27 protein-coding genes are annotated in these 25,777 nt (G+C 58.3%); 15 read left to right on the top strand and 12 right to left on the bottom strand.

What is annotated here, in order from left to right:
* Nucleotides 1–53: 53 nt before the first annotated feature.
* The 7 genes from rnc to rpoZ all read right to left on the bottom strand — a co-directional run bounded on the left by rnc (nucleotide 54) and on the right by rpoZ (nucleotide 6,265).
* Entirely contained in the window at nucleotides 54–764 is a 711-nt protein-coding gene (gene rnc / locus HCG46_RS19995) for a ribonuclease III (protein ID WP_023003783.1), read from the bottom strand.
* 36 nt (nucleotides 765–800) lie between these two features.
* Nucleotides 801–1,553, bottom strand: coding sequence for a signal peptidase I (gene lepB, locus HCG46_RS19990; protein WP_023003784.1), 753 nt, complete (start codon nucleotides 1,551–1,553; stop codon nucleotides 801–803).
* Between the two features lie 115 nt (nucleotides 1,554–1,668).
* Nucleotides 1,669–2,100: a holo-ACP synthase gene (gene acpS / locus HCG46_RS19985; protein WP_168687173.1), complete on the bottom strand. Its 432-nt coding sequence runs from the start codon at nucleotides 2,098–2,100 to the stop codon at nucleotides 1,669–1,671.
* A gap of 72 nt (nucleotides 2,101–2,172) precedes the next feature.
* A complete protein-coding gene (locus HCG46_RS19980; protein WP_031270631.1) occupies nucleotides 2,173–2,787 on the bottom strand; it encodes a DUF2062 domain-containing protein in 615 nt (204 codons plus the stop codon).
* Between the two features lie 30 nt (nucleotides 2,788–2,817).
* Nucleotides 2,818–3,399: an orotate phosphoribosyltransferase gene (gene pyrE / locus HCG46_RS19975; protein WP_168687172.1), complete on the bottom strand. Its 582-nt coding sequence runs from the start codon at nucleotides 3,397–3,399 to the stop codon at nucleotides 2,818–2,820.
* 109 nt (nucleotides 3,400–3,508) lie between these two features.
* Nucleotides 3,509–5,755, bottom strand: a complete 2,247-nt coding sequence (locus tag HCG46_RS19970) for a bifunctional (p)ppGpp synthetase/guanosine-3',5'-bis(diphosphate) 3'-pyrophosphohydrolase (RefSeq protein WP_023003788.1) — start codon at nucleotides 5,753–5,755, stop codon at nucleotides 3,509–3,511.
* 108 nt (nucleotides 5,756–5,863) lie between these two features.
* A complete protein-coding gene (gene rpoZ / locus HCG46_RS19965) occupies nucleotides 5,864–6,265 on the bottom strand; it encodes a DNA-directed RNA polymerase subunit omega (RefSeq protein WP_023003789.1) in 402 nt (133 codons plus the stop codon).
* 400 nt (nucleotides 6,266–6,665) lie between these two features.
* Here rpoZ and HCG46_RS19960 point away from each other — a divergent pair, with 400 nt between their 5' ends.
* Nucleotides 6,666–7,259: an NYN domain-containing protein gene (locus HCG46_RS19960; RefSeq protein ID WP_023003790.1), complete on the top strand. Its 594-nt coding sequence runs from the start codon at nucleotides 6,666–6,668 to the stop codon at nucleotides 7,257–7,259.
* Between the two features lie 14 nt (nucleotides 7,260–7,273).
* Nucleotides 7,274–7,933 (top strand): uracil-DNA glycosylase, encoded by a 660-nt coding sequence (locus HCG46_RS19955; protein ID WP_168687171.1) that lies wholly within the window; start codon nucleotides 7,274–7,276, stop codon nucleotides 7,931–7,933.
* A gap of 256 nt (nucleotides 7,934–8,189) precedes the next feature.
* Here HCG46_RS19955 and HCG46_RS19950 read toward each other — a convergent pair whose 3' ends face one another.
* Together HCG46_RS19950 and HCG46_RS19945 are read right to left on the bottom strand one after the other, a co-directional pair.
* On the bottom strand, nucleotides 8,190–8,972 hold the full coding sequence (locus HCG46_RS19950) for an arginyltransferase (protein ID WP_023014479.1): 783 nt from the start codon (nucleotides 8,970–8,972) through the stop codon (nucleotides 8,190–8,192).
* Nucleotides 8,973–9,017: 45 nt separating this feature from the next.
* Nucleotides 9,018–10,850, bottom strand: coding sequence for an SLC13 family permease (locus HCG46_RS19945; protein WP_023003793.1), 1,833 nt, complete (start codon nucleotides 10,848–10,850; stop codon nucleotides 9,018–9,020).
* 199 nt (nucleotides 10,851–11,049) lie between these two features.
* Between HCG46_RS19945 and HCG46_RS19940 the strand changes: the two genes are divergently transcribed.
* Nucleotides 11,050–11,535, top strand: coding sequence for a TspO/MBR family protein (locus HCG46_RS19940; RefSeq protein WP_168687170.1), 486 nt, complete (start codon nucleotides 11,050–11,052; stop codon nucleotides 11,533–11,535).
* Between the two features lie 2 nt (nucleotides 11,536–11,537).
* Here the strand turns inward: HCG46_RS19940 and HCG46_RS19935 are convergent, their stop codons facing one another.
* From HCG46_RS19935 to hemB, 3 genes are all read right to left on the bottom strand, one after another.
* Nucleotides 11,538–12,044: an RDD family protein gene (locus tag HCG46_RS19935; protein WP_077290268.1), complete on the bottom strand. Its 507-nt coding sequence runs from the start codon at nucleotides 12,042–12,044 to the stop codon at nucleotides 11,538–11,540.
* A 273-nt stretch (nucleotides 12,045–12,317) separates the two neighbouring features.
* Nucleotides 12,318–13,568: a threonine ammonia-lyase gene (locus HCG46_RS19930; RefSeq protein WP_168687169.1), complete on the bottom strand. Its 1,251-nt coding sequence runs from the start codon at nucleotides 13,566–13,568 to the stop codon at nucleotides 12,318–12,320.
* Nucleotides 13,565–14,560: a porphobilinogen synthase gene (hemB, locus tag HCG46_RS19925; protein WP_205838587.1), complete on the bottom strand. Its 996-nt coding sequence runs from the start codon at nucleotides 14,558–14,560 to the stop codon at nucleotides 13,565–13,567. Before hemB ends, HCG46_RS19930 begins: the two co-directional genes overlap by 4 nt.
* A gap of 274 nt (nucleotides 14,561–14,834) precedes the next feature.
* Between hemB and HCG46_RS19920 the strand changes: the two genes are divergently transcribed.
* From HCG46_RS19920 to ribH, 12 genes are all read left to right on the top strand, one after another.
* The gene (locus HCG46_RS19920; RefSeq protein WP_168687167.1) at nucleotides 14,835–15,974 is read left to right on the top strand and encodes an isobutyryl-CoA dehydrogenase; all 1,140 of its coding nucleotides are present in this window, start codon (nucleotides 14,835–14,837) and stop codon (nucleotides 15,972–15,974) included.
* Between the two features lie 53 nt (nucleotides 15,975–16,027).
* Nucleotides 16,028–17,065, top strand: coding sequence for an enoyl-CoA hydratase/isomerase family protein (locus HCG46_RS19915; protein ID WP_168687166.1), 1,038 nt, complete (start codon nucleotides 16,028–16,030; stop codon nucleotides 17,063–17,065).
* Between the two features lie 23 nt (nucleotides 17,066–17,088).
* Nucleotides 17,089–17,508 (top strand): DUF6163 family protein, encoded by a 420-nt coding sequence (locus HCG46_RS19910; RefSeq protein ID WP_023003800.1) that lies wholly within the window; start codon nucleotides 17,089–17,091, stop codon nucleotides 17,506–17,508.
* Between the two features lie 73 nt (nucleotides 17,509–17,581).
* A complete protein-coding gene (gene mmsB / locus HCG46_RS19905) occupies nucleotides 17,582–18,499 on the top strand; it encodes a 3-hydroxyisobutyrate dehydrogenase (RefSeq protein ID WP_267480500.1) in 918 nt (305 codons plus the stop codon).
* 154 nt (nucleotides 18,500–18,653) lie between these two features.
* Nucleotides 18,654–19,169, top strand: a complete 516-nt coding sequence (locus tag HCG46_RS19900) for a winged helix DNA-binding protein (protein ID WP_023003802.1) — start codon at nucleotides 18,654–18,656, stop codon at nucleotides 19,167–19,169.
* Nucleotides 19,170–19,528: 359 nt separating this feature from the next.
* Nucleotides 19,529–20,833, top strand: coding sequence for a L,D-transpeptidase family protein (locus HCG46_RS19895; RefSeq protein ID WP_023003803.1), 1,305 nt, complete (start codon nucleotides 19,529–19,531; stop codon nucleotides 20,831–20,833).
* Nucleotides 20,834–20,961: 128 nt separating this feature from the next.
* Complete coding sequence (locus HCG46_RS19890) at nucleotides 20,962–21,189, top strand: hypothetical protein (RefSeq protein ID WP_062489145.1); 228 nt, start codon at nucleotides 20,962–20,964, stop codon at nucleotides 21,187–21,189.
* Between the two features lie 407 nt (nucleotides 21,190–21,596).
* On the top strand, nucleotides 21,597–22,907 hold the full coding sequence (glyA, locus tag HCG46_RS19885; protein ID WP_031270645.1) for a serine hydroxymethyltransferase: 1,311 nt from the start codon (nucleotides 21,597–21,599) through the stop codon (nucleotides 22,905–22,907).
* Between the two features lie 28 nt (nucleotides 22,908–22,935).
* Nucleotides 22,936–23,412, top strand: coding sequence for a transcriptional regulator NrdR (gene nrdR / locus HCG46_RS19880; RefSeq protein WP_023003806.1), 477 nt, complete (start codon nucleotides 22,936–22,938; stop codon nucleotides 23,410–23,412).
* Nucleotides 23,413–23,432: 20 nt separating this feature from the next.
* Nucleotides 23,433–24,557 (top strand): bifunctional diaminohydroxyphosphoribosylaminopyrimidine deaminase/5-amino-6-(5-phosphoribosylamino)uracil reductase RibD, encoded by a 1,125-nt coding sequence (ribD, locus tag HCG46_RS19875; protein ID WP_168687165.1) that lies wholly within the window; start codon nucleotides 23,433–23,435, stop codon nucleotides 24,555–24,557.
* 1 nt (nucleotide 24,558) lies between these two features.
* Nucleotides 24,559–25,170 (top strand): riboflavin synthase, encoded by a 612-nt coding sequence (locus tag HCG46_RS19870; RefSeq protein WP_168687164.1) that lies wholly within the window; start codon nucleotides 24,559–24,561, stop codon nucleotides 25,168–25,170.
* A gap of 157 nt (nucleotides 25,171–25,327) precedes the next feature.
* Entirely contained in the window at nucleotides 25,328–25,777 is a 450-nt protein-coding gene (gene ribH / locus HCG46_RS19865) for a 6,7-dimethyl-8-ribityllumazine synthase (RefSeq protein WP_168687163.1), read from the top strand.

Here is a 25,777-nt window from a genome sequence, read left to right as displayed (position 1 = left end):
TCGTCATCTTCGTCCATCGGACCATCGTTGGTCGTGTTATCGTTCAAGCTGTCTTATTCCTTCCAGACGCCTTCCCGGCGCAATACGGCCTCTGCCGCATTCTGTTCCGCAATCCGTTTGGAGCCACCCTTGCCTTCGCCTGGCGGCAGTCCCTGAACGGTCACCGACACGGTGAAATTCGGTGCGTGGTCCGGTCCGTCCCGGCCTGTTACATCATATCGCGGTGTCGGCAGGCTCTTCGATTGTGCCCATTCCTGCAGCGTTGTCTTGGCGTCGCGCAGTGGACCCGACCAGGATAGCATACGCGGCTCCCAAAGGCGCGTAATGAAGCTTTCGGCCGCCTCAAACCCGCCGTCCAGGTAAATCGCGGCAATGACCGACTCGCAAATATCGGCGAGCAGGGCAGTTTTCTTCCGGCCCCCGGTCTGTGCTTCTGCAAGCCCGATGCGCATCGCATCGCCGACACCAAGTTCCTGGGCAATTTCCGCGCAGGTTTCGCGCTTGACCATGTGGTTGAAACGCCGCGCCAACTCACCTTCGTCAGCCTTGGGAAAATGCTTGTGCAGCATGGAAGCTATCACGAGGCCGAGAACACGGTCTCCAAGGAATTCCAGACGCTGATAACTGCCCGACACTGTTTCAGACGGTGCAAGGGCACTGGCATGGGTCAGCGCGACCCGCAGGAGTTCCAGGTCCTGAAACTCATATTGCAGTGCCGTTTTCAGGGCCGAAATCGGACCTGGTTGATGCAGTTGTCTTTTCATGCAGCCTGCTTCGGCGGCGTTCCGCCAAAGCCCCGGTTAGAGTGTCCGGCCAATCCGTTCCCAGCGAACGCTCCACGGCCAGGACCAGATATGCCAGGCAGGAGTTCCGTCCTTGACGGAGAAGAACAGGATTTCGGCACGGCCCATGAAGTTTTCGAACGGAACGTAGCCGACCCTGTTCAGATAACGGCTGTCGACGGAGTTATCGCGGTTGTCGCCCATCATGAAGTAATGGCCTTCGGGCACCTTGTACTCGCGGGTGTTGTCCACCTCTCCGCGTGTGGTCAGGTCCAGGGTTTCATAAGAAACGCCGTTCGGCAGGGTTTCCCGATAGCGCGGAACCCGGCGTACGATGCCGGATGGAGACTGTTCTATAAAATCATCGATCTTTTCGCGTTTGACCGGTTCGCCATTGATATGCACCACGCCGTCGATCACCTGAATGGTATCGCCAGGCAGGCCAATCACGCGCTTGATGTAGTCCACGGACGTGTCGGTCGGCAGTTTGAAAACAGCGACGTCACCGCGTTCCGGTTCGGAAGACCAGATGCGACCGCTGAACGGGCCCAGGCCGAAAGGGAAGGAATAGCGGGAATATCCATAGCTGAATTTGGAGACGAACAGATAGTCGCCGATCAGCAAGGTATCCTTCATCGAGCCGGATGGAATGTTAAACGGCTGGAACAGGAATGTTCGCACGATCAGGGCAAGCAACAGCGCCTGGACAACAACCTTGATGGTTTCGGCGAGGCCGCTGTCCTTATCCTTCTTGTTTTCCGTCACGCTCATTTTGTCCCTTGATCAAATTTGTCCGGCGTTCTGGTCTGCATCGCCGCGTACAGCCGGACTCTTATCCGCTAGCGCCTGCCAACGCAATGAGAGGAAGGCCCTTGAGGCTGGGCTTTCAGGGGGAATCCGCCCTTGGCGGTTCGGGCCAGTCGGTAGGCCAGGCTGAAATAACGACAAAGGCCTGCGCCAGCGGGTAGTCGTCCGTAATTGTGAGATCGATGGTGGTCCTGAAACCGGAGGGTACCATGGCCTGCAAGCGCTCGGCAGCACCACCGGTCAGGGCGATGGTCGGCTTGCCGGACGGCAGGTTTACGACGCCCATCTCGCGCCAGGCGACACCCATGCGAATGCCGCTGCCAAGTGCCTTTGAGCAGGCTTCCTTGGCCGCAAACCGTTTTGCATAGGATGCGGCGCGCTCGGCGCGCTTGTCAGATTTTGTCCGCTCGATTTCTGTGAAGACCCGGTTGGTAAAGCGCTCGCCGAATCTTTCGAGAGTTTTCTCGATCCGGCGGATATCGATCAGATCGCTGCCAATTCCAAGGATCATGGCCTTGCTTTCCAGGTTGCGGCGGGATGGGTTCTTGGTCCCGGTCTTAGTTGGACAGGTCGTCCACGAAAATCAAGCGCTGCCGTCTTCTTCGACAGTGTTGCCCGGGGCAGGGAACAAACGGCCATGTTTGCCGGCGCCCTTGTCGGCCAGCTTGTTTCTGCGGCGGCGCTGGTAGACCTCGACGCTCTTGTACACGACCACATAGGAGACCGTTCCAACGATCAATCCAAGAGGAACCGCACCGATGAACATCGGTTTGAGCATTGGCCAGAGCGCGTCGAGAGATTTTTCGAAAAGGCCTTGCTGAAACTGCTGGTGAACCTGATGCGGGTCCGCCTTTGGAGCGCGCCCGTGGATGATCCACTGTCCGATTTTGAAGGTGAAGGCCCAAATGAACGGGAACGTCAGTGGATTGCCGACGGACGTTCCAAGCGCTGCTGCTATCATGTTGCCGCGCACCAGGTAGGCAAGTGCGAAAGCGGTCAGGAAATGGAAGCCGACAAGAGGCGTGCATGAAGCGAAGGCACCCGCGGCAAAGCCAAGGGCAATCGCGTGGGGTGTCGCCGTGAGGCGCAAGACGCGCTTGCCGAAATAGCGGGTCGAACGCGCCCAGCTGTTCCGGGGCCAGACGGCAACGCGCAGTCGCTCAATCCGTGTTGGCCTATTTCTCCGGCGAAACAGCATGGTCTAAGGTTCGTTCCCGTCTTTTATCGTTCAGCTCAGTCCGCGGCTGCCAGGTTTGACAGCTGGCAAGGCGGCAAGTTCCGGCGGCAGGTTGTCAGGTTCATAGGCCGGAACCTTGTATTCTGCCAGAGCAATCACCGGAACCGAGGCGTCAGCCTCGCCGCCGGAGCGGTCGATCAGGCAGGCAACACCGAGGACTTCAGCACCAAGAGCTTTCAACGAGGTTACCGTTTCCCGACTCGATAGGCCGGTCGTGACGATATCCTCTACAACAATGACACGGGCGCCTTGCGGCATTTCGAAGCGGCGCAGCCGAAACTCCCCGTCCTCACGCTCCACCCACATGGCGGGAACGCCAAGATGGCGAGCGGTTTCGTAGCCCGGAATAAGACCACCGAGCGCCGGCGATACGATGTAGTCGATCTGGCCAAGGCTGGAGGCGCGGATCTTGTCGGCGAGTGCCTTGCAGAGCTTTTCCGTCTTGTCCGGATACATGAACACGCGGGCCTTCTGCAGAAATACCGGGCTGCGCAGACCGGAGGTCAGAATGAAGTGACCTTCCAGAAAGGCGCCGGCCTCGCGGAATACGGCCAGAACTTCATCGCGTGTCATTATCAGATCCCCTCAAATTCTTTGGCGGCGGCGGGCCTTCCATGGCCAAGCGGCTGTGTCACTCACCGGCAAGCCGCCTTGTCCTTATGTGCCTGCTACCGTTTGTAATCTAGCCATTCACACGGCTGACGCTGGAAACATTAGGCTTGGTTCGCAGCTGATTTATGATCCTGTTCAGGTGCTTCAGGTCCCAGACTTCAAGATCGATGATCATCTGATGGAAGTCCGAGGCTCGCTGCATCATCTTGACGTTGTCGATGTTGCCGCTGTTTTCGCCGATCACCTGCGCAATGGTTGCCAGGGAACCAGGTTCGTTTGCAGCCGAAATGTCCAGACGTGCTGGGAAACGTTCCGGATTGTTGACGTCGATGTCCCAGCGAACGTCGACCCAGCGCTCCGTCTGGTCGTCGAATTCCTTCAGGGACGGCGATTGTATTGGATAGATGGTCAGTCCTTCGGACGGGGTCAAGATGCCGACGATACGGTCGCCGGGAACAGCACCGCCATCGGGAGCAAAAGTAACCGGGATGTCGCCGGACAGACCACGAATGGGAAGGGCAGGACCTTCTTCAGGCTCGCCACTCTCGCCGGCAGCTGCCTTGTCTGCATCCAGTTCGCCGGGCGGAATGCGGAACTTCAGGCCGTGGCCCTGTTTCAGGCCGAACCAGCCTTCTTCCAGTGGCGGGCCGGAAATGGCAACGCGCTCGTCCTGATAGTCCGGGTGAGCCGATTTCAGAACCAGTTGGGCGGAAAGATCCCCGCGTCCGACGGCAGCCAGCAAGTCGGCGACGCTGGCCTGGTGGAGGAGATCGAGGATCGCTTCCAGCAGGTCTTCCGAATAGGCTTTTTCGGCTCTGGCGAATGCACGCTTCAGAATATGTTCGCCAAGGGCTCCATATTGCTTGCGCACGGATTCCCTGGTGGCGCGGCGGATCGCGGCGCGGGCCTTGCCGGTAACGGCAATCGCTTCCCAGGCCGGTGGCGGGGTCTGCGCGGGCGAACGGATGATTTCAACCTCGTCGCCGTTATGCAGCTCGGTCACCAGCGGCATGATCTTGCCGTTGATCTTGCAGCCGACACATGTGTTGCCGATACCGGTATGAACCGCATAGGCGAAATCGATCGGCGTCGCGCCTCGGGGCAGGGCGATCAGACGGCCCTTTGGGCTGAAGCAGAAAACCTGGTCATGGAAAAGTTCCAGCTTGGTGTTTTCCAGGAATTCTTCCGGCGTGTCGCCCTGAGCCAGCAGTTCGGTCGTGCGGCGCAGCCATTCGAAGGCGCGGCAGTCTTCCGTATGCCGGGCGATATTGCGTCCGCCGAATTCGCCGTCCTTGTAAAGCGCGTGTGCGGCGATACCGTATTCCGCCACCCGATCCATGGAAATGGTCCGGATCTGCAGTTCCACACGCTGGCGGGACGGTCCGACAATCGTGGTGTGGATCGACTTGTAGTCGTTCTGCTTGGGCGTGGAGATATAGTCCTTGAACCGGCCGGGAACGGTCGGCCAGGTCGTGTGAATGACACCCAGCACGCGGTAGCAGGCTTCCACGGTGCCGACAGTGACGCGGAACCCGTAGATATCGGACAGCTGCTCGAAGCCGATAGCCTTTCGCTGCATCTTGCGAAAGATGGAGTAGGGGCGTTTTTCTCGGCCCTTCACGAGGGCGGCCATTCCCCGTTCGCTAAGGCGTTCGGTCAGCGTTGTCTCGATGTCCAGGATCAGATCGCGGTTGCGTTCGCGCAGATCGACCAGACGATCGGTGATGGTTTCATAAGCTTCGGGGTTGAGCGTATGGAAGGCAATGTCTTCCAGCTCTTCGCGCATATCGTGCATGCCCATGCGTCCGGCGAGCGGCGCATAGATTTCCATCGTTTCTTCCGCGATCCGTCCACGCTTGTGCTCCGGCATGTGGTGGAGCGTGCGCATGTTGTGCAGACGGTCAGCCAGCTTGACCAGAAGCACGCGGACGTCATCGGCAATCGCAAGCAGAAGCTTGCGGAAGTTTTCTGCCTGCTTGGCCTTCTGGGAAACCAGGTCCAGGCGCTTGATCTTTGTCAGGCCTTCGACCAGCTTGCCGATTTCCTCGCCGAACAGGGAGTCGATCTCGGCCCGGGTCGCGTCGGTGTCCTCGATCGTGTCATGCAGCAAGGCAACGGCAATGGTCGCGTCGTCCAGGCGCAGGTCCGTGAGGATCGCGGCAACTTCAAGCGGATGGGAGAAATAGGGGTCGCCAGACGCACGCGTCTGGGTACCATGCTTTTGCATGGCATAGACGTAAGCCTTGTTGAGCAAGGCTTCGTCGGCGTCCGGATTGTAGCGCGTAACTCGTTCAACGAGTTCGTATTGACGCATCATGGCCGCAACCGACCCTGGCAAACGGCTGAGACATCAGCGGGACAGACAAAAATCGCCTGAAGCGCCGGGGAAACCCCGTCGCGCTTCAGACGAACTTGTGAACTCAAATCAGACGTCGTCGGTCCGCTCCGGCGGAACGAGGCCTTCGAGGCCGCGCAGAAGGTCTTCTTCCGACATGCGGTCGAATTCGACCGCGCTGTCGTCAACGTTGTTGACCTGCGTCATCTGATGCTGGTTCGAGGACGGAACCATCGGCACGGCTTCGGCCTCGGGCTCATCCACTTCCACATATTTCTGCAGCGAGTGGATCAGGTCCTCTTTCATGTCTTCCGGGCTGACGGTCTGCTCGGCAATCTCGCGCAGCGCAACAACGGGGTTCTTGTCGTTGTCACGGTCAATGGTCAGCGGCGAGCCGCTCGAGATCATGCGAGCGCGATGCGCAGCAAGCAGCACCAGCTCAAACCGGTTTTCGACCTTGTCGATGCAGTCCTCGACGGTCACGCGCGCCATTCGACGTCTCCATAGGCTTAAGGAACTTGAAGAAACAGCGTATAGTGTTCACGTTTCCAAAAAGCAACCCCTTGTCAAATTTGAGAGGAGGAGGTCAGATACCGGAACGCATAGGCAAAGAATCCGCGGTTTTTTTGCCTGATTTGGCGCACGCTACTCGCTTTTGCATTGCGGCACTCCAATATTATGGTGTAGGCCACTAGTAACGGCCCTTTTCAGAATCAGAAGGCCGTTGACAAAACAAAACGATAAGCTGTGTGACGCCACGGAATACGCGGTAAACTTACAGCAAAATATACGTCGCCTTATAGAGTGTGCGTGGAATTGGTCGCGGGAAGCCAGTTCCTTCTACGCCAAATTGCAAGAGCGACGTGTATGACTCGGAAAGGTTTCAAATAAGATGTTTGACGCTCGAGAAAAAGTTGCTTTGTTCATTGATGGAGCGAACTTGTACTCAACGGCCAAGGCAATTGGTTTTGACATCGACTACAAACGTTTGCTGAAAGAGTTCCAGGGACAGGCGTATCTCCTGCGGGCGTACTATTACACCGCGCTGATCGAAGATCAGGAGTATTCCTCCATCCGTCCGCTGATCGATTGGCTTGACTATAACGGCTACAAGGTCATCACCAAACCGGTGAAGGAATTTGTCGACAGTGCCGGTCGCCGCAAGGTGAAAGGCAACATGGACATTGAACTTGCCGTCGATGCCATGGAACTGGTCGAGTCCGTTGATCACGTGGTGCTGTTCTCGGGCGACGGCGATTTCCGCTCTCTGGTTGAGGCGCTGCAGCGCAAGGGCCGCAAGGTGAGCGTGGTTTCGACCTTGAAGACCCAGCCGCCGATGATCGCTGACGACCTGCGTCGCCAGGCCGACCACTTCATCGATCTGGCCAGCCTTGCCAACAAGATCGGCCGTGATCCGTCCGAACGTCCTGCCCGTCCGCAGACACCCGCGCAAGTCGATGAAGACGACGAGGACGACGACTACTGAGGCTTGATCGGGCAATGTCCGACTATATCGCAGACCATGGGCCAGTCGATCCCCCATCAGATTGTCCGGCCTGTCCCCGCCTTGTTGCCCTGCGTGAAGAGCTGAAAGTTGCCTATCCCGACTGGCACAACGCGCCGGTTCCGTCATTCGGAGCCGACGCGCCGCGTCTTCTGATCATCGGCCTGGCCCCGGGCATGAAAGGGGCCAACTGCACGGGCCGCCCCTTTACAGGGGACTATGCGGGAGATCTCCTCTACCAGACCATGATCGAATTCGGTTTTGCCGAAGGGATCTATAAGGCCCGGCCGGACGACGGTCTGCAGTTGAAGGATGCGATGATCACCAACGCGGTGCGCTGCCTGCCGCCGCAGAACAAGCCAACCGGCGCGGAAATCAAGACCTGCCGCCCGTATCTTTTGTCGACGCTGGATGCCAATCCGTCGATCAAGGCTGTGCTTGCTCTCGGCCGGATCGCGCATGAGACTTTTCTGTCGGCCCTGGATCAGCGTCGGGCATCTTTCGCCTTTGCCCACGGCGCACGGCACGAGCTTCCCGGAACGGGACTGACGCTTTTCGACAGTTATCACTGCTCTCGCTACAACACCAACACAGGCCGCCTCACCGAGGAAATGTTCCACTCGGTCTTCAGGCAGATCCGCTCGTTTATTCCTTAGGAACACGACGGTTTAACGCTCTCGTCGCAGTTCGGTGATGTCGATAAAATTATCAGCCGTTTCCCGAGCGCAGCACCCCCTTCCAACCTCATCCTGAGGAGGACCGTCAGGTCCGTCTCGAAGGATGGGCCACTTGCTCAAGAGTGTGTCGCCCATCCTTCGAGACAGCGCTGACGCGCTTCCTCAGGATGAGGTGTTGGGGCGGGAGCTGCCGCAATTTAGAGGAGAGGGCAGGCGTGCGCCGCCTTCCACACGGTCATTCCTCTGAGTGCGGTTCCGTTTGATAGGCCTCAGCGTCGACAACGAGCCAGCCGTTGGGGCCAAGATGTTCCTGCGGTTTGAAGCGGGCCTTGTAGGCCATCTTCTGGGAGCCGTTGACCCAATAGCCAAGATAAACGTAGGGCAGGTTCATTTTCCGGGCCCGCTCTATATGATCCAGGATCATATAGGTGCCGAGCGGCGTCTTGGTGTAGTCGGGGTCGTAGAAGGAATAGACCATCGACAGCCCGTCCGAGAGCTGGTCGGAAAGGGCAACGCCCAACAACGGGCCTTCGCCGGCTCCGGTGATGAAGCTGTTCGGACCGCGTTGGCGATACTCCAGGACAATCGTTTCGACATGTGTGTCTTCGACCATCATTGCGTAGTCGAGGACACTCATTTCCGTCATGCCGCCGTTCTCGTGTCGGGCCTGAAGATAATCGCGGAAGAGATCGTATTGTTCGGCAGACGGGCTGGGCGGCAGACGGGCGCCGACGATGTCCGATCCGGATTTCCAGACCCGCTTGAACGACTTGCTCCACTTGAAATCGTCGACGCGGACGCGAACCGAGATGCAGGCCTGGCACCGTTCGCAGGCCGGGCGGTAGGCGATATTCTGACTGCGCCGGAAACCGCCCTGCGTCAGCACCTCGTTGAGGGCGGGAGCGCCATGGCCGACAAGATGGGTAAAGACCTTGCGCTCTTGTTTTCCCTCAAGATATGGGCAGGGCGCTGGCGCCGTAAGGTAGAACTGCGGATGATCTGTGGGGTGCCGTGTCACCGTTTTGTCCCGCGAAACCTTTAGATTTGTTCTCTATTCCCGGTCCTATAGTCCGTAATACCATGGCGCGACCAGAGAGAAGGTCAACCATAAAATGAGCGCAAGCGGTGTGCCAGCTCGCACAAAGTCGTTGAACTTGTAGTGACCCGGACCCATCACGATCAGGTTGGTCTGATAGCCGATCGGCGTCGCAAACGACGAGTTGGCCGCAATAATCAGGCAGACGACGAAGGCTTCGGGGCTCGCACCGATCTGATTTGCCAGATTGATCGCAATCGGTGTGAACAGGACAGCCGCCGCGTTGTTCGACAGGAAGTTCGTCAGGATCATCACAATGAAGAACAGGGCCGACAGCATCACGGTCGGCGATGCCCCGGCGAGCAAATGAACCAGTCCGGTGGCAATCGCATTCGCACCGCCGGTTCCCTCCAGTGCAACGGCAGCCGCAAGCGAGGCGCCCACCAGCATGAAGATGCGGCTGTCGATGGCGCGCATGGCCTGGCGGATGTTGAGACAACCCGACACAATCATGGCGAAGGTCCCGGCCACGGCGGTGGTGACAATGGGAACAAGACCGCTGGCAGCCAGCGCGACAACAAGAGCGAAGATGACAAGCGCCCGTGGCGCGTAGCGTTTGCGCGGCACTTCGGCCATCGACCAGTCCAGCAGCAGCACGTCGCGATTACCGCGCAGGCGTGCGATCGCCTCTTCGCTGCCAGCCACAAGAAGCACGTCACCCGCTTCCAGGCGAATGTCGTTCATCGCCATGCGCGGCATGCGGCTGCGGCGCTGGATGCCCATCACCAGACAGCCGGTGTCGGTGTAAAAGCCCGACTGGGGCAAGGTGCGTCCCATCAGCCGGGACGCAGGGGCCACCACCACTTCCGCCAGGCTGATCGTACCGGCAGGTGCCTGAGCCTCGCGGCCGGAGTTGCTGGTATCTGAATCTGCTTCCATCAGTGGCTGCCGGCGAGCCAGAGCATTGGCAAGGGCTGCACGCGTCGCCGCCACGATCACCGTATCGCCGGGAGAGAGCACCACGTTTTCAAACGGGGGCAGGATTGGCTTCTGGCCTCGCTGAACCAGTCTCACCGTCATGTCCTTCAATTGCGGGAACATGCCGGATACGGATTCCACGCCCACCAGCGGATGACCATAGGTGATTTCTATCTGGGCGATGAACTGCTTGCCGGAGGAACTCTGGAACTCTTCCGCCATGGTTTTGCGCACCGGAAGCAGCTTCGGCATGATGAACAGCACATAGATCGAGCCGACACCGGCGATGATCAGTCCGATTGGCGTGAAGCTGAAAAAGGTCAGTTTGAGATCGGAACTTTGCGCCGCGAAATTTGCTACCAGCAGGTTGGTCGACGAGCCGATCAACGTTGTCATGCCGCCAAGGATCGCGAGGAAAGACAGGGGCATCAGAACACGGGCCGGCGATTGGCCGACCGTGGCGGCAACAGCAGTCAGGATCGGCAGAAACATCACCACAACAGGGGTGTTGTTCAAGAATGCGCTGAGCGCCGCGACAGTCAGGAGAACAGGGATCGCAGCCCGAAGCGACCGTCCGCGCGTCATCTTGACGATCGCCTTTGCCGGTGCTTCCAGCGCGTCGGTCTGGAACAGTCCCTGTCCGATGATCAGGAGACAGATGACCGTTATCAGCGCCGGATTTGAGAAGCCGGACAGGAAGTCGCCAGTGGTGATAAGCGAACCGTCCGGTCTCTCGACCGGAAAAACCGAAAAGATGACAATGAAGGCGGAAACGGACCCGAGAGCTATTGTTTCAATCGCGTACCGCTCGACGGCGTACAGGACGACAGTGGACGCGATCACCACGAAGGTCAGCGCCATTGCAATATCAACTGAGTCCATTCACCTGCCCAAAGCCACCTTGGCCAATTTCACGAACCTGCACTTTAAAGCAGGCGGTCCCGGCAATGGAAGAGCCTTAAGATAATATTGCCGTTGATATATTCCTTTGAGGCAATGACACTGTCAAAGTTCATGTGCCGTTACCGCGATTTGATCCGATTAATGGGAACCCGGACTGGCGATCCGCGTTGAAGAAGTCATGAAATCAGAGAACCCAATTTCGCCTTCGTTCCCGAAAGACCTGCCCTCGCTGGTCTTGTTTCTGGCAGTTGTTTTGGGTGTCGGCATCACGATCGGCGTTTTGAACACCCCTGGTGCCTGGTACGAGGCCTTGCAGAAGCCGCCGTTCAATCCACCCAACTGGGTGTTCGCGCCTGCCTGGACCATTCTTTACATTCTGATAGCGATTGCCGGCTGGCGGACATTCCTTCGGGCACCCGATAGCCGCGTGATGAAAATCTGGTACGGGCAGATGGTTCTCAACTGGATCTGGTCGCCACTCTTCTTCACGTTCCACTTCATGTGGACGGCATTTGCCGTGATCGCGGCGATGCTCTACCTGATCCTGAACTTTATCGGCGGAAGCTGGCAAACCGATCGTTTGTCCGCGCAGCTGTTCATTCCCTATGCGCTCTGGACCTGCTTTGCTGGAGTATTGAACCTGTCGCTGGCTCTCTTGAACTGACCTTACGCCTGGCCTCGCACATAGCCTTGATGGGAGGCCGAGTTGATCACTACCGTTCCCAGTACGAGGTCGTGCAGCAGGCGTTTACGGTCGGAAAACAGTGACACCAGCAAAACAAGCGGCGTCAGCAAAGAGACCGAAAACCAGAACAGGATGACATGGACGGCTGCCAGAAGCGGGTAGGGCTTTGCGCCATACCAGAGGCGCATTTCCAGTCCCATCGCACGCATGCCCAGGGTTGACGCCTGCGGTCCGCCAAGGGTGAAGGCGACATAGAGCAGCGCAACCGCCGTCGGCAGGATGCCGTAAAGCAGGAAGCCGAGACCCAGCGTAAAGACACCCAGGAAGAACACCACGATGCCGGCACCGAAGGTGAACAACGTGATCACGATCAGGTCGATGAAGAAGGCAAAGATGCGCCGGCTGCGCACGCCGGAAAACAGTTCCGGATTGCTCACAGGATCGAAAACGTCCTGACGGGCATAATCGGAGGTGGTTTCAGCTGACATGGTTCGGCTCCCTTGGGTTCGATGCCCCTGATGTGGGGATTGAGGCCGGGTTTCGCAAATCATATGCCGGGTGAAACCGAACCGTTCCGCGGGTAATCCACACCAACCCCTCATCCTGAGGAAGCGCGGAGCGCTGTCTCGAAGGATGGGCGGCATACTCCGGAGCAAGGAGCCCATCCTTCGAGACGGTCCTCCGGTCCTCCTCAGGATGAGGTCGGTGTGTGGAATGTCCGCATCAATAGCCGTGTAATGAAGGACTGAGGTGGCAGCCCTTCAGTCCATCCGCTCGCCGATTTCCAGGTAACGCACCACGAAGGCACGTTCGCGCAGAGCGGCGACGATACGCTCGCCATGCGGGCGGTCAAAGGCCTCAAAGGTCACGTCCAGCGTTGCGCCTTTTGCGGGAACATTAAGGAACAGGCGATGGTGTTCAACGTCGACCACGTTGCCCTGCATGTCACCGATCACGGTTGCGATTTCACCCAGGACGCCGGGGCGGTCCGGCGTGTCGATCCGGATCGAGACCAGTTTGCCATCGCGTGCAAGTTCGCGGACCACGATCTTGGAGAGCAGTCTCGGATCGATATTGCCGCCGCAAAGAACCAGCCCAACCCTCTTGCCGGCAAATCGCTCGGGTTCGGTCAGCAAGGCCGCGAGACCGGCGGCGCCTGCGCCTTCCGCAATGGTCCGTTGCAAGGTCAGATAGGCGTTGATCGCCTGCTCGATGCTGCTTTCCGAAACAAGCAGGATGTCATCGACGACCCTTTTCACGACTTCGGTCGTAAGGACACCGATGTCGCGCACAGCGATACCTTCTGCGATGGTCGCGCCTTCGCAGCGCACGTCCTTGCCATAGAAGGCGCCCCACATGCCGGGGTAGAGCGTCGTTTCAACGCCAATCACTTCGACGGAAGGCTTGAGAGCCTTTGCTGCCGTGGCGATGCCGGCGATAAGGCCGCCGCCGCCGATCGGCACGATCAGGACATCGAGATCCGGCTGCTGTGCCAGCATCTCGATGCCGATCGTGCCCTGGCCGTGAATGACATGGGCATCGTCATATGGGTGAACCCAGACAAGATTGTTCTGTTCGGCCAGCCTGTCGGCTTCTTCTTTCGCTTCGGCCAGCGTGTTTCCCGCCAGGACCACCTCTGCACCATGGTTGCGGGTCGCGGAGATCTTCACGAATGGCGTCAGAACCGGCATGACGATGGTTGCCGGTATGCCAAGCCGTCCGGCATGATAGGCAACGCCCTGGGCGTGGTTGCCGGCCGAAACCGCAATCACGCCGCGCTTCTTTTCATCCGCCGTCAGGCTGGAGAGCTTCACCAGCGCACCACGTTCCTTGAAGGCGCCGGTGACCTGCATGTTTTCGTATTTTACAAAGACATCCGCCCCTGTGAGCTGCGAAAGCCGCGGAGCGGGCAGGCACGGGGTCTCGATTACGGCGCCCTTCAAAAGTGCAGCCGCTTCCTGAACCTTGTCGAATGTGACGTTGTCAGCGGTGGTGGCCCCGGCGGAGGTCATTTCCCGGCTGCCAGCATTTCGGCCACCTTCGGTGCGAAATAGGTCAGGATGCCGTCGGCGCCGGCGCGCTTGAAGGCGAGCAGACTTTCCAGCATCGCCTTGTCACCGTCCAGCCAGCCGTTTCCGGCCGCGGCCTTGATCATCGCGTATTCGCCTGACACCTGATACGCGTAGGTCGGAACCTGGAACTCGTCCTTAATCCGCCGGACAATGTCGAGGTAGGGCATGCCTGGCTTGACCATCACCATGTCGGCGCCTTCAGCAATGTCCAGTTCGGCTTCCCGCAGGGCTTCGTCTGAATTGGCCGGATCCATCTGGTAAGTGCGCTTGTCGCCAACCAGGGTCCCCGACGAGCCGACAGCGTCCCGGAACGGACCATAGAAGGCGGAGGCGTATTTCGCCGAATAGGCCATGATCTGGGTTCCGCGATGACCTTGAGAATCGAGTGCCTGTCGAATAGCGCCGATACGTCCGTCCATCATGTCGGACGGGGCGATCACATCTGATCCGGCTTCCGCCTGCACCAGGGCCTGCCGGCAGAGCTGATCCACGGTCTCGTCGTTCAGGATCGTCTCGCCTTCCATCAATCCGTCATGACCGTGGCTGGTGTAGGGATCAAGGGCGACGTCCGTCATCAGGCCCAGGTTCAGGCCTTCCGCCTTGATGGCGCGCAAGGCGCGGCAGGTCAGGTTTTCTGGATTGAGAGCCTCGGAACCTGTTTCATCGCGAAGACCGGGATCGGTGTAGGGAAACAGTGCCAGTGCCGGAATGTTCAACTTGGCTGCCTTCTCGGCGTCGCGGACGGCTTCATCCACGGACAGGCGCACAACATCCGGCATAGACGGAACGGACTGACGGATATTCTCACCGTCCACCAGGAAAATCGGCCAGATCAGGTCATCGACCGTGAGATTGTTTTCGCGCACCAGGCGGCGCGACCAGTCGCTCTGGCGGTTTCGGCGCATGCGCGTGCCGGCCAGCAGTGTGTCCATGTGGTCGGAGGTTATCGGCGGGAGGGGAGATTTTGACGGCATCGGCCCTGACTGTTCGCTAGGAGATGTTGGAAAGCGTATTCTGATCGAAGTGAGCCGCCAATCTATCACGCAGATTGACGCAATCCAACATTCTGTAAAATAACTGAATTTAATAAAGAAAAAGAGATTGTTTGACGTTCGCGTCAAATGTGCTTTAGTGCTGCCGCGAAGACAGGGCGCAAACCTTTCCGGAGGAGGAAGTGCGCCGCCACCGCTTGAGGGAGGATAACCCGTGGACTTTTCACTGAACGAAGATCAGCGCGCCTTTCAGGACATGGCGGCAAGTTTCTCGCGGGATGAACTGGCGCCATTTGCCAAGGAATGGGACGAGGAAAGCCACTTCCCGATTCCCACCCTGCGCAAGGCAGCCGAGCTTGGGTTCGGTGGCATCTACGTGAAGGAAGATGTCGGCGGTTCCGCGCTCACCCGGCTGGATGCAACGCTGATCTTCGAGGAACTGTCCAAGGGCTGCACGTCGACGGCGGCCTATATATCCATTCACAACATGGTCGCCTGGATCATCGACACATATGGCTCGGAGGACCTGCGTCAGAAGTATCTGCCCAGGCTCTGCACCATGGACCTGCTCACCAGCTACTGTCTCACCGAACCGGGCTCGGGTTCTGATGCAGCGAGCCTGCGTACCAGCGCCAAGGATGATGGTGACCATTATGTCCTCAACGGCTCCAAGGCATTCATCTCCGGCGGCGGCGTAAGCGATCTGTATGCGGTAATGGTCCGCACAGGTGGTGAGGGCCCGTCCGGCGTTTCCTGTCTTCTGGTCGAAAAAGGGACACCCGGTCTCAGCTTCGGTGCCAACGAGGTGAAGCTCGGCTGGAAGAGCCAGCCGACGGCCCAGGTCAATTTTCAGGATTGCCGGGTGCCGAAGTCGAATCTGATCGGATCGGAAGGGCAGGGCTTCAAGATCGCGATGGCGGCGCTCGATGGCGGTCGGCTCAACATCGGCGCCTGCTCGATGGGGGCTGCACAGGCCTGTCTCGATCACGCCCTGGCCTATGTGCAGGAACGCAAGCAGTTTGGTCGACCGATTGCCGACTTCCAGGCACTTCAGTTCCGCCTGGCGGATATGGCAACCGAATTGGAAGCAGCCCGGCTGCTCTTGCACAAGGCCGCTTCGGCGGTGGATGCGAAATCGCATGACGCCACCAAGCTTGCGGCCATGGCCAAGCGGCTTGCTACCGACACCGGCTTCAAGGTGGTCAACGAAGCACTGCAGCTTCATGGCGGCTACGGCTATCTGCGCGACTATCCTATCGAGCGTTATTTCCGCGATGTGCGGGTCCATCAGATCCTGGAAGGTACCAACGAGATCATGCGGCTGATCATTGCACGGCAGCTGCTGAAGGACTGATCGAGTTTTCCGTCCCATTCCGTTGAAACGACTCTTCTTTTTGCGAGGCGCCAGTGAGCGACGAGATTCTTTTCCAGAAGCGCGGCAAGGCCGGGTTTGTCATATTGAACCGGCCGAAGGCACTGAACGCGATCAACCACGCAATGGTCCTGGCAATGGCCGAGCAATTGTCGCGCTGGGCGGAAGATCCGGAAATCGCACACATCGTCGTTACGGGTGCTGGCGACAAGGCGTTCTGCGCAGGTGGCGACATTCGCAGCATCTATGATGCCCGAATGAGCGGGCAGACCGATGGCCTGAGCGCCTTCTTCCGTGACGAGTACATGCTCAACGCACAGATCAAGGCCTATCCGAAGCCATACGTCGCTCTCGTCAACGGGATTGTCATGGGAGGCGGTGTCGGGGTGTCGGTTCATGGCAGCTATCGCATCGGCACGGAAAAGACGTTGTTTGCGATGCCTGAAACCGGAATTGGCTTCTTTCCGGATGTCGGCGGGACATTCTTCCTGCCGCGCATGCCCAGGAACAGCGGCGTCTACTGTGCACTGAGCTCCGGCAGGCTGAAACAGGGCGATGCTCTGGCTACCGGCGTTCTGACCCACGCGGTTTCGGAAGAAAGCCTTGCTGACCTGGAACAGGACCTTGAAACAGCAGACGATATCGGCGCAGTGCTTGCGCCGTATCTGATGACGCCGGAGAAGGGGCCCGTCTGCGAAAGTCTCGACGTTATCGACGAGATCTTTTCGGCTGCATCGGTGGAAGACATTCTGTCGCGTCTGGATGCTTCGCAGAGTGAATTTGCGGGGAAGGCCGCGGCCGCCATCCGGCAAAAATCACCGACAAGCGTTCTGATTGCATTCGAGCAAATGAAGCGAGGCCGCAAGCTTTCCTTCAATGAATGCATGAAGCTTGAATATCGCATCGTCTCGCGCATTCTGCAGGGGACGGAGTTCTACGAAGGCATTCGTGCTGTGCTGGTCGACAAGGATCAGGCGCCAAAATGGTCGCCTGCCCAGTTTGGCCAAGTGGACAGCGCCGAGCTGGCGTCGTATTTCGAGGAACCTGCTGACGGAGATCTGCCGCTCAGCTGAGCTCAACCTGACCCGGACAGCACATGATTACCAGCTTTCAGGACCTGATCGATTCCCGCCCACCCTGGAGCACGCTGCTGATCTGGTATCTGCGCGGCATTGCGATCATTCTCATCGGCGGCGGCGTCATCTACTGGGCGCGCATTATCGGCATCGTCGAATGGCGTGGATTGTGGTTCTGGGACATGCCCGTGGCGCTGCAGGGAGCCATCGTCTTTTTTGCCGTCCTGGATCTGGTGGCCGCGACCGGCCTCTGGCTGACCGTGTCCTGGGGCACGGTGATGTGGATTTTCCGCTGCTTCTGCCAGATCGTCATGCACACAGCCTTTTCCGATCTCTACGGCCGCCGGCCATATGAAATCGCCTTCTACCTGCTGACAATCGCAATTTATGCCGGACTGGCCTTCCTGATGGACAGGGAAAACAAGGCCAATGCCGGCTGACGGCGGTTGAAACAGTTTTTGAAGTGCCTGGAACGGCAGTTCAAGACGGCCAGCCAACAGATTCAAAATCAACATGAAATCTCTTTGGGAGGAAACCATCATGAGCACTATCGGATTTATCGGTCTTGGCAACATGGGCGGACCGATGGCGATCAATCTCGTCAAGGCAGGGCACAAGGTGCTCGGCTTTGATCTGTCCGATGCGGCCATGGCGGCACACGAAGCGGAGGGTGGTGAAAAGGCAGGCAGTGTCGCCGACCTGGCTGCTGCTGCCGACGTGATCGTCACCATGCTGCCCGCCGGAAAGCATGTGCGCCAGATCTATGAAGGCGAGGGCGGCATTCTCGACAACGCCAAGCCCGGCACTCTCATGATCGATTCCTCGACTATCGACGTCGACAGCGCCCGTGCGGTCAGTGCTGCGGCAGAGGCAAGAGGCATGAAAATGGTCGACGCTCCGGTCTCCGGCGGTGTTGCCGGTGCAGCGGGTGGAACGCTGACTTTCATGGTCGGTGGATCCGCCGAGGCATTCGAAGCGGCGAAAACCTATCTCGACATCATGGGCAAGACCATCGTGCATGCAGGCGACGCCGGAACCGGTCAGGCGGCAAAGATCTGCAATAACATGATCCTCGGCATTTCCATGATTGCCGTATCGGAGGCATTTGTGCTCGCCGAGAAGCTGGGTCTGGACAAGCAGAAGTTGTTTGACATCTCCTCGACGGCGTCCGGTCAGTGCTGGTCCCTGACATCCTACTGCCCGGTGCCGGGTCCGCTGCCGTCGTCTCCTGCGAACCGGGATTATCAACCTGGGTTTGCAGCCGCGATGATGCTCAAGGATCTAAAACTTGCTCAGGAAGCAGCAAATTCGGCCGGCGCGGCAACGCCTTTGGGCGCGGAAGCGGCAGCGCTCTACTCGCTGTTCTGTAATACAGGTGGCGAAGCCCAGGATTTCTCAGGGATTGTGAAGTTCCTCCGCGGAACATCGTAAACAACTTGTTAAAGGGAAGTCTAAAACGCCCCTTGGAAGTTAACGGATGATTCAGCGTGTCTCTTAAGCGGATTTTAGAATCGCTCGGTTAGATTGCGAAACAAGGCGGGAAAAATATCCGTCCAACGACAGGTACTAAAAGAGGCGCAATCACATGATCACCGCAAGTAGGGCAGTCGACGCTGTTGCACAGAGTGAAGGGGAAGAGCTTGAGATCAAGCCGCTTTACCTAGAGGCTCTTACGCTCGTTGAGCGACTGCATCGGCGTCTGCTCGACGTCATCAAGGACGAATTCGACCGCATGGGCCGGTCCGACGTAAACAGCGTGCAGGCACTGCTGCTGTTCAACATCGGCGACAGCGAACTGACCGCCGGTGAACTGCGGACACGCGGTTACTACCTGGGGTCGAATGTCTCCTACAACCTGAAGAAGCTGGTCGAGACCGGTTACATCCACCATCAGCGTTCGCGTATGGACCGCCGGTCTGTCCGTGTCAGCCTGACGGAAAAGGGACGGGAAGTGGCCAAGATCGTGAACGATCTTTACGAGCGTCACATGCTGTCCGTGGAACAGGTCGGCGAAATCGGTCCGCAGGACTTTGTGGCACTGAACAAGTCCCTGCGCCGTCTGGAGCGGTTCTGGACCGACCAGATCCTTTACCGCCTGTAAGACATTCGCGGAACATTCAGATGACAAGGCACCGCCCATTGGGCGGTGCTTTCTGTTTTTCAGCCTCAAGTTGCCGACCTCACGCAAATTTGCACAGCCAGAATTCTCGAACGGCGGAGAAACAAAGCTATGGTGCAGGCAGTTTTAACTGCTGAGGCAAAGTTGACATCTTGTGGTCACATTGGAATGGCTTTGTGCAGTGCTCCTGAATCCGAGATGGTTAAAAAATCAAGCGATTTGTTAACTCCCTTCCGTTAGGACTGGGAGCAGGAACCGCCGGGGTGGCCTGTTTTGTTGGTCTCAATCCCGCGTATTTGAAGAACATTTGCGCCGAATGGCGCTGCAACATGGGGTCGGCGATGAACCTTTTATCCGGACCGTTCGGGATAAAGCGTCACTGGAAGTGGACTGCTGGAAAAACGCTCAAGAGCATGATGATGCTGGGCGTGGTAACTCCAGTCATGATCGCAACTGGTGCGCAGGCACAGACGGCCCCGATGACATTCGCACAGAACCAGCAGGTTGAATGGGCGGATAACTTTGACATCGCGACGGATCACATCACGGAAGTGAAATCCTCTGCTCCGACGTTGTCGCCGCAGACGGCCGACTATATCGCGGCAGCGATCGACCGTTATCAGCGCATTGTCCAGGCCGGTGGCTGGGGAACAGTGTCTGCTGGCGGCAAGGCGCTTCGCATTGGTGCCAAGGATCCGCGCGTCGTGGAACTTCGCCGCCGCTTGATCGTTTCCGGCGATCTTGAACAGCAGGCCGGCCTCTCCGACACCTTCGATTCTTACGTGGATGCAGGTCTGCGTCGTTTTCAGCTTCGTCACGGTCTTATTCCGGACGGTGTGATGGGCGACGGCACCGTGACTGCGCTGAATATTTCGGCAGACGTACGTCTGCGCCAGCTCGAAACCAACATGATCCGTATGCGGTCCATGTCCGGTTTCCTGGGCGACCGCTACGTGATGGTCAACATTCCGGCAGCAGAGATCGAGGCGGTTGAAAACGGCATGGTCCGTTCGCGCCACACGGCCGTTGTGGGCAAGATCGACCGCCAGACGCCGATCCTCAACAGCAAGATCTACGAGTTGAACTTCAATCCGTACTGGACGGTGCCGAAGTCGATCATCCGCAAGGACCTGATCCCGAAGATGAAAGAGGATCCGCAGTATCTTGCGAAGAACAATATCCGCATCTTCGACTGGAGCAACAACGAGCTGAACTGGCAACAGATCGACTGGAACACGGATGAGGCGACCCAGTATCGCTTCACCCAGGATCCGGGCTCGGAAAACTCGCTCGGGTCGGTGCGCATCAACTTCCACAACAAACACCAGGTCTATCTGCACGATACGCCGTCCAAGACCCTGTTTGGCGAAGCCAACCGGTTCCATTCTTCGGGCTGCGTGCGCGTACAGAATGTGCGAGAGCTGGTGACCTGGCTGTTGCAGTCGACAACTCCTGACTGGGATCGGGGGCGCGTAGATGGTGTCATCCGCACCGGTGATCGTGAAGACGTGAAACTGAAGTCGCAGATTCCGCTTTATCTCACCTACATCACCGCCTGGGCAAATGCCGACGGTGTGGTGCATTTCCGCGATGATATCTACGACCGCGACGATCTCTACGGAACGGGTGAGCAAGCACGCCTGTAGGTGTCGCCAAGCGTCAGACAATTGTTTCCTGTCCAGAAACGTCGGCCTTGATCAGGCCGGCGTTTCATGGATTCTAGCTCCATTCGCATGCTTGTTCGACAACGGGGTGCTGGATCAGGAGAACGGCAATGAGTCGCGAAGAGCGGCCTGGTGAAATTTATCTTGAGTTTCGGCCGATCGGTCAGCAGGTCAAGGTCACTGCCATTGACGCGGCGACCGGTTTTGAAGTGTCGGTCTTCGGGCCGGCTTCAGCAGCTCAGGAAGATCTGAAGCGGATTGCCGTTCGAAAACTTCGCCGCCGCCTTGAACAGGAAGGCTTGGCTGCGCAGAACAGACCTGACCCGACCCTTTATTGATGGTTTGTCTTAAGTCTCTGCTTCCGCAACAGGTTTCGATAAAACAACTATCAATTTAAATCGTTTTGAGAAGAACGGCGAACCAGATCGATTTGCGAGAGCAGATTTGAATTGTGCCCGGGTATTGTTTTGGTGCCGGTCAAATGATCGGCGATGAAGGTCGGATCTGTTGCAAGTGTAACTTGTTGGGTTGTCAGTTTAGATTTGGCCCAAGGTTGCGAAAACTTGTTTCGTTCAAGAATTGGCAGCTGTGTCGTTTTCCAAACTGGACGCGTCGGTATGCCCCTTGGTTCTGGTCGGGGGGTGTGTTAATTCCTCGCCTCACACAGGCATGACGGTCGAAAGCGTCCTTCCGGACATTGGCCGCCGATGCTCCTGATCTATCAAAAGAACACAAGGATGGCGCTATGTCTTTGATGGAAAGCTCCGATCAGTCCCTGCAGTCCGGTTTCTTCACCCGCAGCCTTGCTGAAGCCGATCCGGATATCTTCGACACGATCGGCAAGGAACTCGGCCGTCAGCAGCATGAAATCGAGCTGATTGCTTCGGAAAACATCGTTTCCCGCGCAGTGCTGGAAGCACAGGGCTCGATCTTCACCAACAAATATGCCGAAGGTTATCCGGGCAAGCGCTACTATGGCGGTTGTGAGTTCGCCGACATTGCCGAAACGCTGGCAATCGAGCGCGCGAAGGAACTGTTCGGCTGCCAGTTTGCCAACGTTCAGCCGAACTCCGGCAGCCAGATGAACCAGGCGGTGTTCCTGGCTCTTCTGCAGCCTGGCGACACCTTCATGGGCCTGGATCTCAACTCCGGTGGTCACCTGACCCACGGTTCCCCGGTCAACATGTCCGGCAAGTGGTTCAACGTCGTCTCCTATGGCGTGCGTGAGGACGACCATCTGCTCGACATGGATGAGGTCGAGCGCCTTGCCAACGAACACAAGCCCAAGCTGATCCTGGCCGGCGGCACCGCCTATTCCCGCATTTGGGACTGGAAGCGTTTCCGCGAAATCGCCGACAGCATTGGTGCCTATCTCATGGTCGACATGGCGCATATCGCCGGTCTGGTTGCAGGTGGGGTCCACCCGTCTCCGGTGCCGCACGCCCATGTCGTCACCACAACCACCCACAAGTCCCTGCGCGGCCCGCGCGGCGGCATGATCCTGAGCAACGACGAAGCGATCGCCAAGAAGATCAATTCGGCCGTCTTCCCGGGTCTTCAGGGTGGCCCGCTGATGCATGTGATTGCTGCCAAGGCCGTTGCCTTCAAGGAAGCACTGCAGCCGGAATTCAAGGCTTATGCCCGCGCCGTTCAGGAAAACGCCAAGGTTCTGGCTGAAGTCCTGAAGGAGCAGGGTCTGGATATCGTTTCCGGCGGCACCGACAACCACCTGATGCTGGTGGACCTGCGTCCGAAGAACGCCACCGGCAAGGTGGCTGAAAAATCTCTCGGCCGCGCCAACATCACCTGCAACAAGAACGGTATCCCGTTCGACCCGGAAAAGCCGTTTGTCACGTCTGGCGTTCGTCTCGGCACCCCGGCAGCGACCACACGCGGCTTCGGTGTTGCGGAATTCCGCGAAGTCGGTCTGCTGATCACGGAAGTGTTGGACGGTTTGAAGGCCGCAAACAGTGAAGAGGGCAACGCGGCAGTTGAAGCGGCGGTCAAAGCCAAGGTAGAAGCACTGACGGCCCGGTTCCCGATCTACGGGGGCTAATCGCGGGCTCGCTCAGGAGCTTTAAGACATGAGATGTCCGTTTTGCGGGGGTGAGGAAACCCAAGTCAAGGATTCCCGCCCGACCGAGGACAATACAGCCATCCGCCGCCGCAGGATCTGCAATACCTGCGGCGGCCGGTTCACCACCTTCGAGCGCGTGCAGCTGCGCGAACTCCTGGTGCTCAAACGCTCCGGGCGCCGCGTTCCCTTCGACAGGGAAAAACTGATGCGGTCCGTGCAGATCGCGGTGCGCAAGCGTCCCGTGGATCCTGACAAGATCGAACGCATGGTCTCCGGCATCGTTCGCCAGCTTGAAAGTTCAGGCGAAACCGAAATCACCGCGGAAACCATCGGCAACCACGTCATGGAAGGCCTGAAGGGCATCGATGACGTTGCCTATGTCCGCTTTGCCTCCGTTTACAAGAACTTCCGTGAGGCGAAGGATTTCGAAGCCCTTCTGGATGAGCTGAGCGATCCGGACGGACAGCCGCTCAAAAACTCCTGACCTGCAGTATCCGGTTCTTGATGTCCGAGCTTTCCAATCTTGATGCCCGTTTCATGGCGGCCGCCGAACGCCTTGCTCGTCGTGGTCTCGGCCGTGTGTGGCCCAATCCTTCCGTGGCTGCGCTCATCGTCCGTTTCGACGCAGGGGCCGCTGTTCTCGTGGGCAGAGGCGTCACGTCCCGTCCCGGCATGGCGCATGCGGAAGTCAATGCCTTGAACCAGGCGGGGGACAGGGCAAAAGGGGCGACCTGTTACGTCACCCTGGAGCCATGTTCCCACTACGGCCGAACCCCGCCTTGCGCCAAGGCTCTGATCGAGGCGGGCGTGAAACGCGTGGTCGTCGGCATGCTGGACCCGAACCCGCGTGTCGCTGGCCGTGGTGTCACCATGCTGCGCGATGCGGGCATCGAGGTGGAAGTGGGTGTGCGCGAAAAGGCCATGCATGCGCTGTACCGAGGGTTCACTTACAGGCAACTGAAACAGCGTCCGGTGGTGTTCCTGAAGCTGGCTGTTTCCAGGGATGGATTTATCGGCCGGGCAGGCGAAGGTCAGGTCAAGATCTCCGGTGCCCTGTCGATGCGCAAGGTCCATGGGTTTCGCGCCGAATGCGACGCCATCCTGGTCGGTTCAGGCACGGCGCTTGCCGATGACCCACAACTGACCTGCAGACTTCCGGGCCTCGCTGATCGCTCTCCTGTGCGGGTCATCATCGACCGGTGTGCCCGGCTGCCATTGACTTCCAAACTGGTGCAAACCTGCGTCGACGTACCTGTCTGGCTTGTGTGTGGCAATGCGGCGGATGCTGACAAGCTGGCGGACCTGGCGGCTGCTGGCGTCAATGTCATCCGGGTGCCAGCTGAAGAAACCGGCATCAAGCCCTCTGTCATCCTGAGTGCGCTGGCAACACGCGGCATAACGCGGGTGATGGTTGAAGGTGGTTCCCGTCTGGCGTCGTCATTTCTGGCAGCGGACCTGGTGGATGATCTTTGTGTCGTTACCGGGGATATCGTAATCGGCGAAGGTGGCATACCTGCTCTGCACGGTCTTGACCTTGCAGATGTTCTCAAAGACCCCAAATTCGAGCGGGTCGATGCGGGCCGTTTCGGTCCGGACAGTTTTGTTTATCTCAGACGGCGCGGAGCCTGACATGTTCACCGGAATTGTGACCGACCTCGGCGAGATCCTCGCTATCGACAAGATCCCTGCCGGAATGCGGACGCGGATCTGCACCGCCTACGATACGAATGGCTTCGACATCGGGGCTTCGATTTCCTGTTCTGGCGTCTGCCACACGGTGACAGCCAAGGACAACGGATCCAATGGCAACTGGTTTGAAGTGGAATCGGCCGCCGAAACCCTGGCGCTGACCAACGTCGCATCCTGGAAAGTGGGGCAGAAACTCAATCTGGAACGCTCGCTGACGATGGGTGCGGAGCTGGGTGGGCACCTGGTGCTTGGCCATGTCGATGGACTTGCAACGGTGACAAAGCGTGAAGACCATCCGGATTCGGTCTATTTCCAGTTCGAAGCGCCGAAGGAAGCCGCCCCCTTCATTGCCAAGAAGGGTTCGGTTGCGCTCGATGGCACGTCCCTAACGGTGAACGAGGTCGACGGGTTGCTCTTCTCCGTCTTCCTGATCCCGCATACGCTCGAGGTCACGACCTGGTCCGATCGGCAGGTCGGTGACAAGATCAACCTGGAAGTGGATATGATGGCCCGCTACGCCGCCCGTCTTGCGGAATTCTCCAAGACCGGGTAGGGGACGGTCCCAACACCTTCGAAAAGAGCTAATATCATTTACCGCCTTAACCACGGGACGAACTCGTCACCGGGATATCGTGGTCCTTTACGAATGAGACTGGACAAACCGGGGCAGACGTGGTTCCTGTCGCGGCCTTACATAGGAACGAAAACCCATGAGCGCTGCACCGAAACTTCTGATCATCGAAGCCCGTTTCTACGAAGATCTGGCCGATGCTCTCGCAGAAGGCGCGATCAAGACCATTGAGGTTGCCGGCGCAAGCTATGACCGGATCGCTGTACCGGGCGTCCTGGAAATTCCGGCTGCCCTGTCCATGGCTCTGACGGCAATGGAAAACGACGGCGAGCTTTACGACGGCTTCGTTCTGCTGGGTGTCGTCATTCGCGGCGAGACCACCCATTACGATATTGTTGCCAATGAATCGAACCGGGTGATCATGGATTTGATCGTCGATGCGGATCTGGCTGTCGGAAATGGTATCCTGACCGTTGAAAACGGTGAGCAGGCATGGGCCCGCGCGAAGGTGGACGACAAGGACAAAGGCGGCGCGGCTGCCCGTGCTGCCCTCGACATGATCGCCCTGCGCGAGCGGCTTGGAGTATAA

This window comes from Labrenzia sp. PO1, from assembly GCF_012273635.1.
GTDB lineage: Bacteria > Pseudomonadota > Alphaproteobacteria > Rhizobiales > Stappiaceae > Roseibium > Roseibium algicola.
This window is presented reverse-complemented; position numbering and strand designations above follow the sequence as displayed.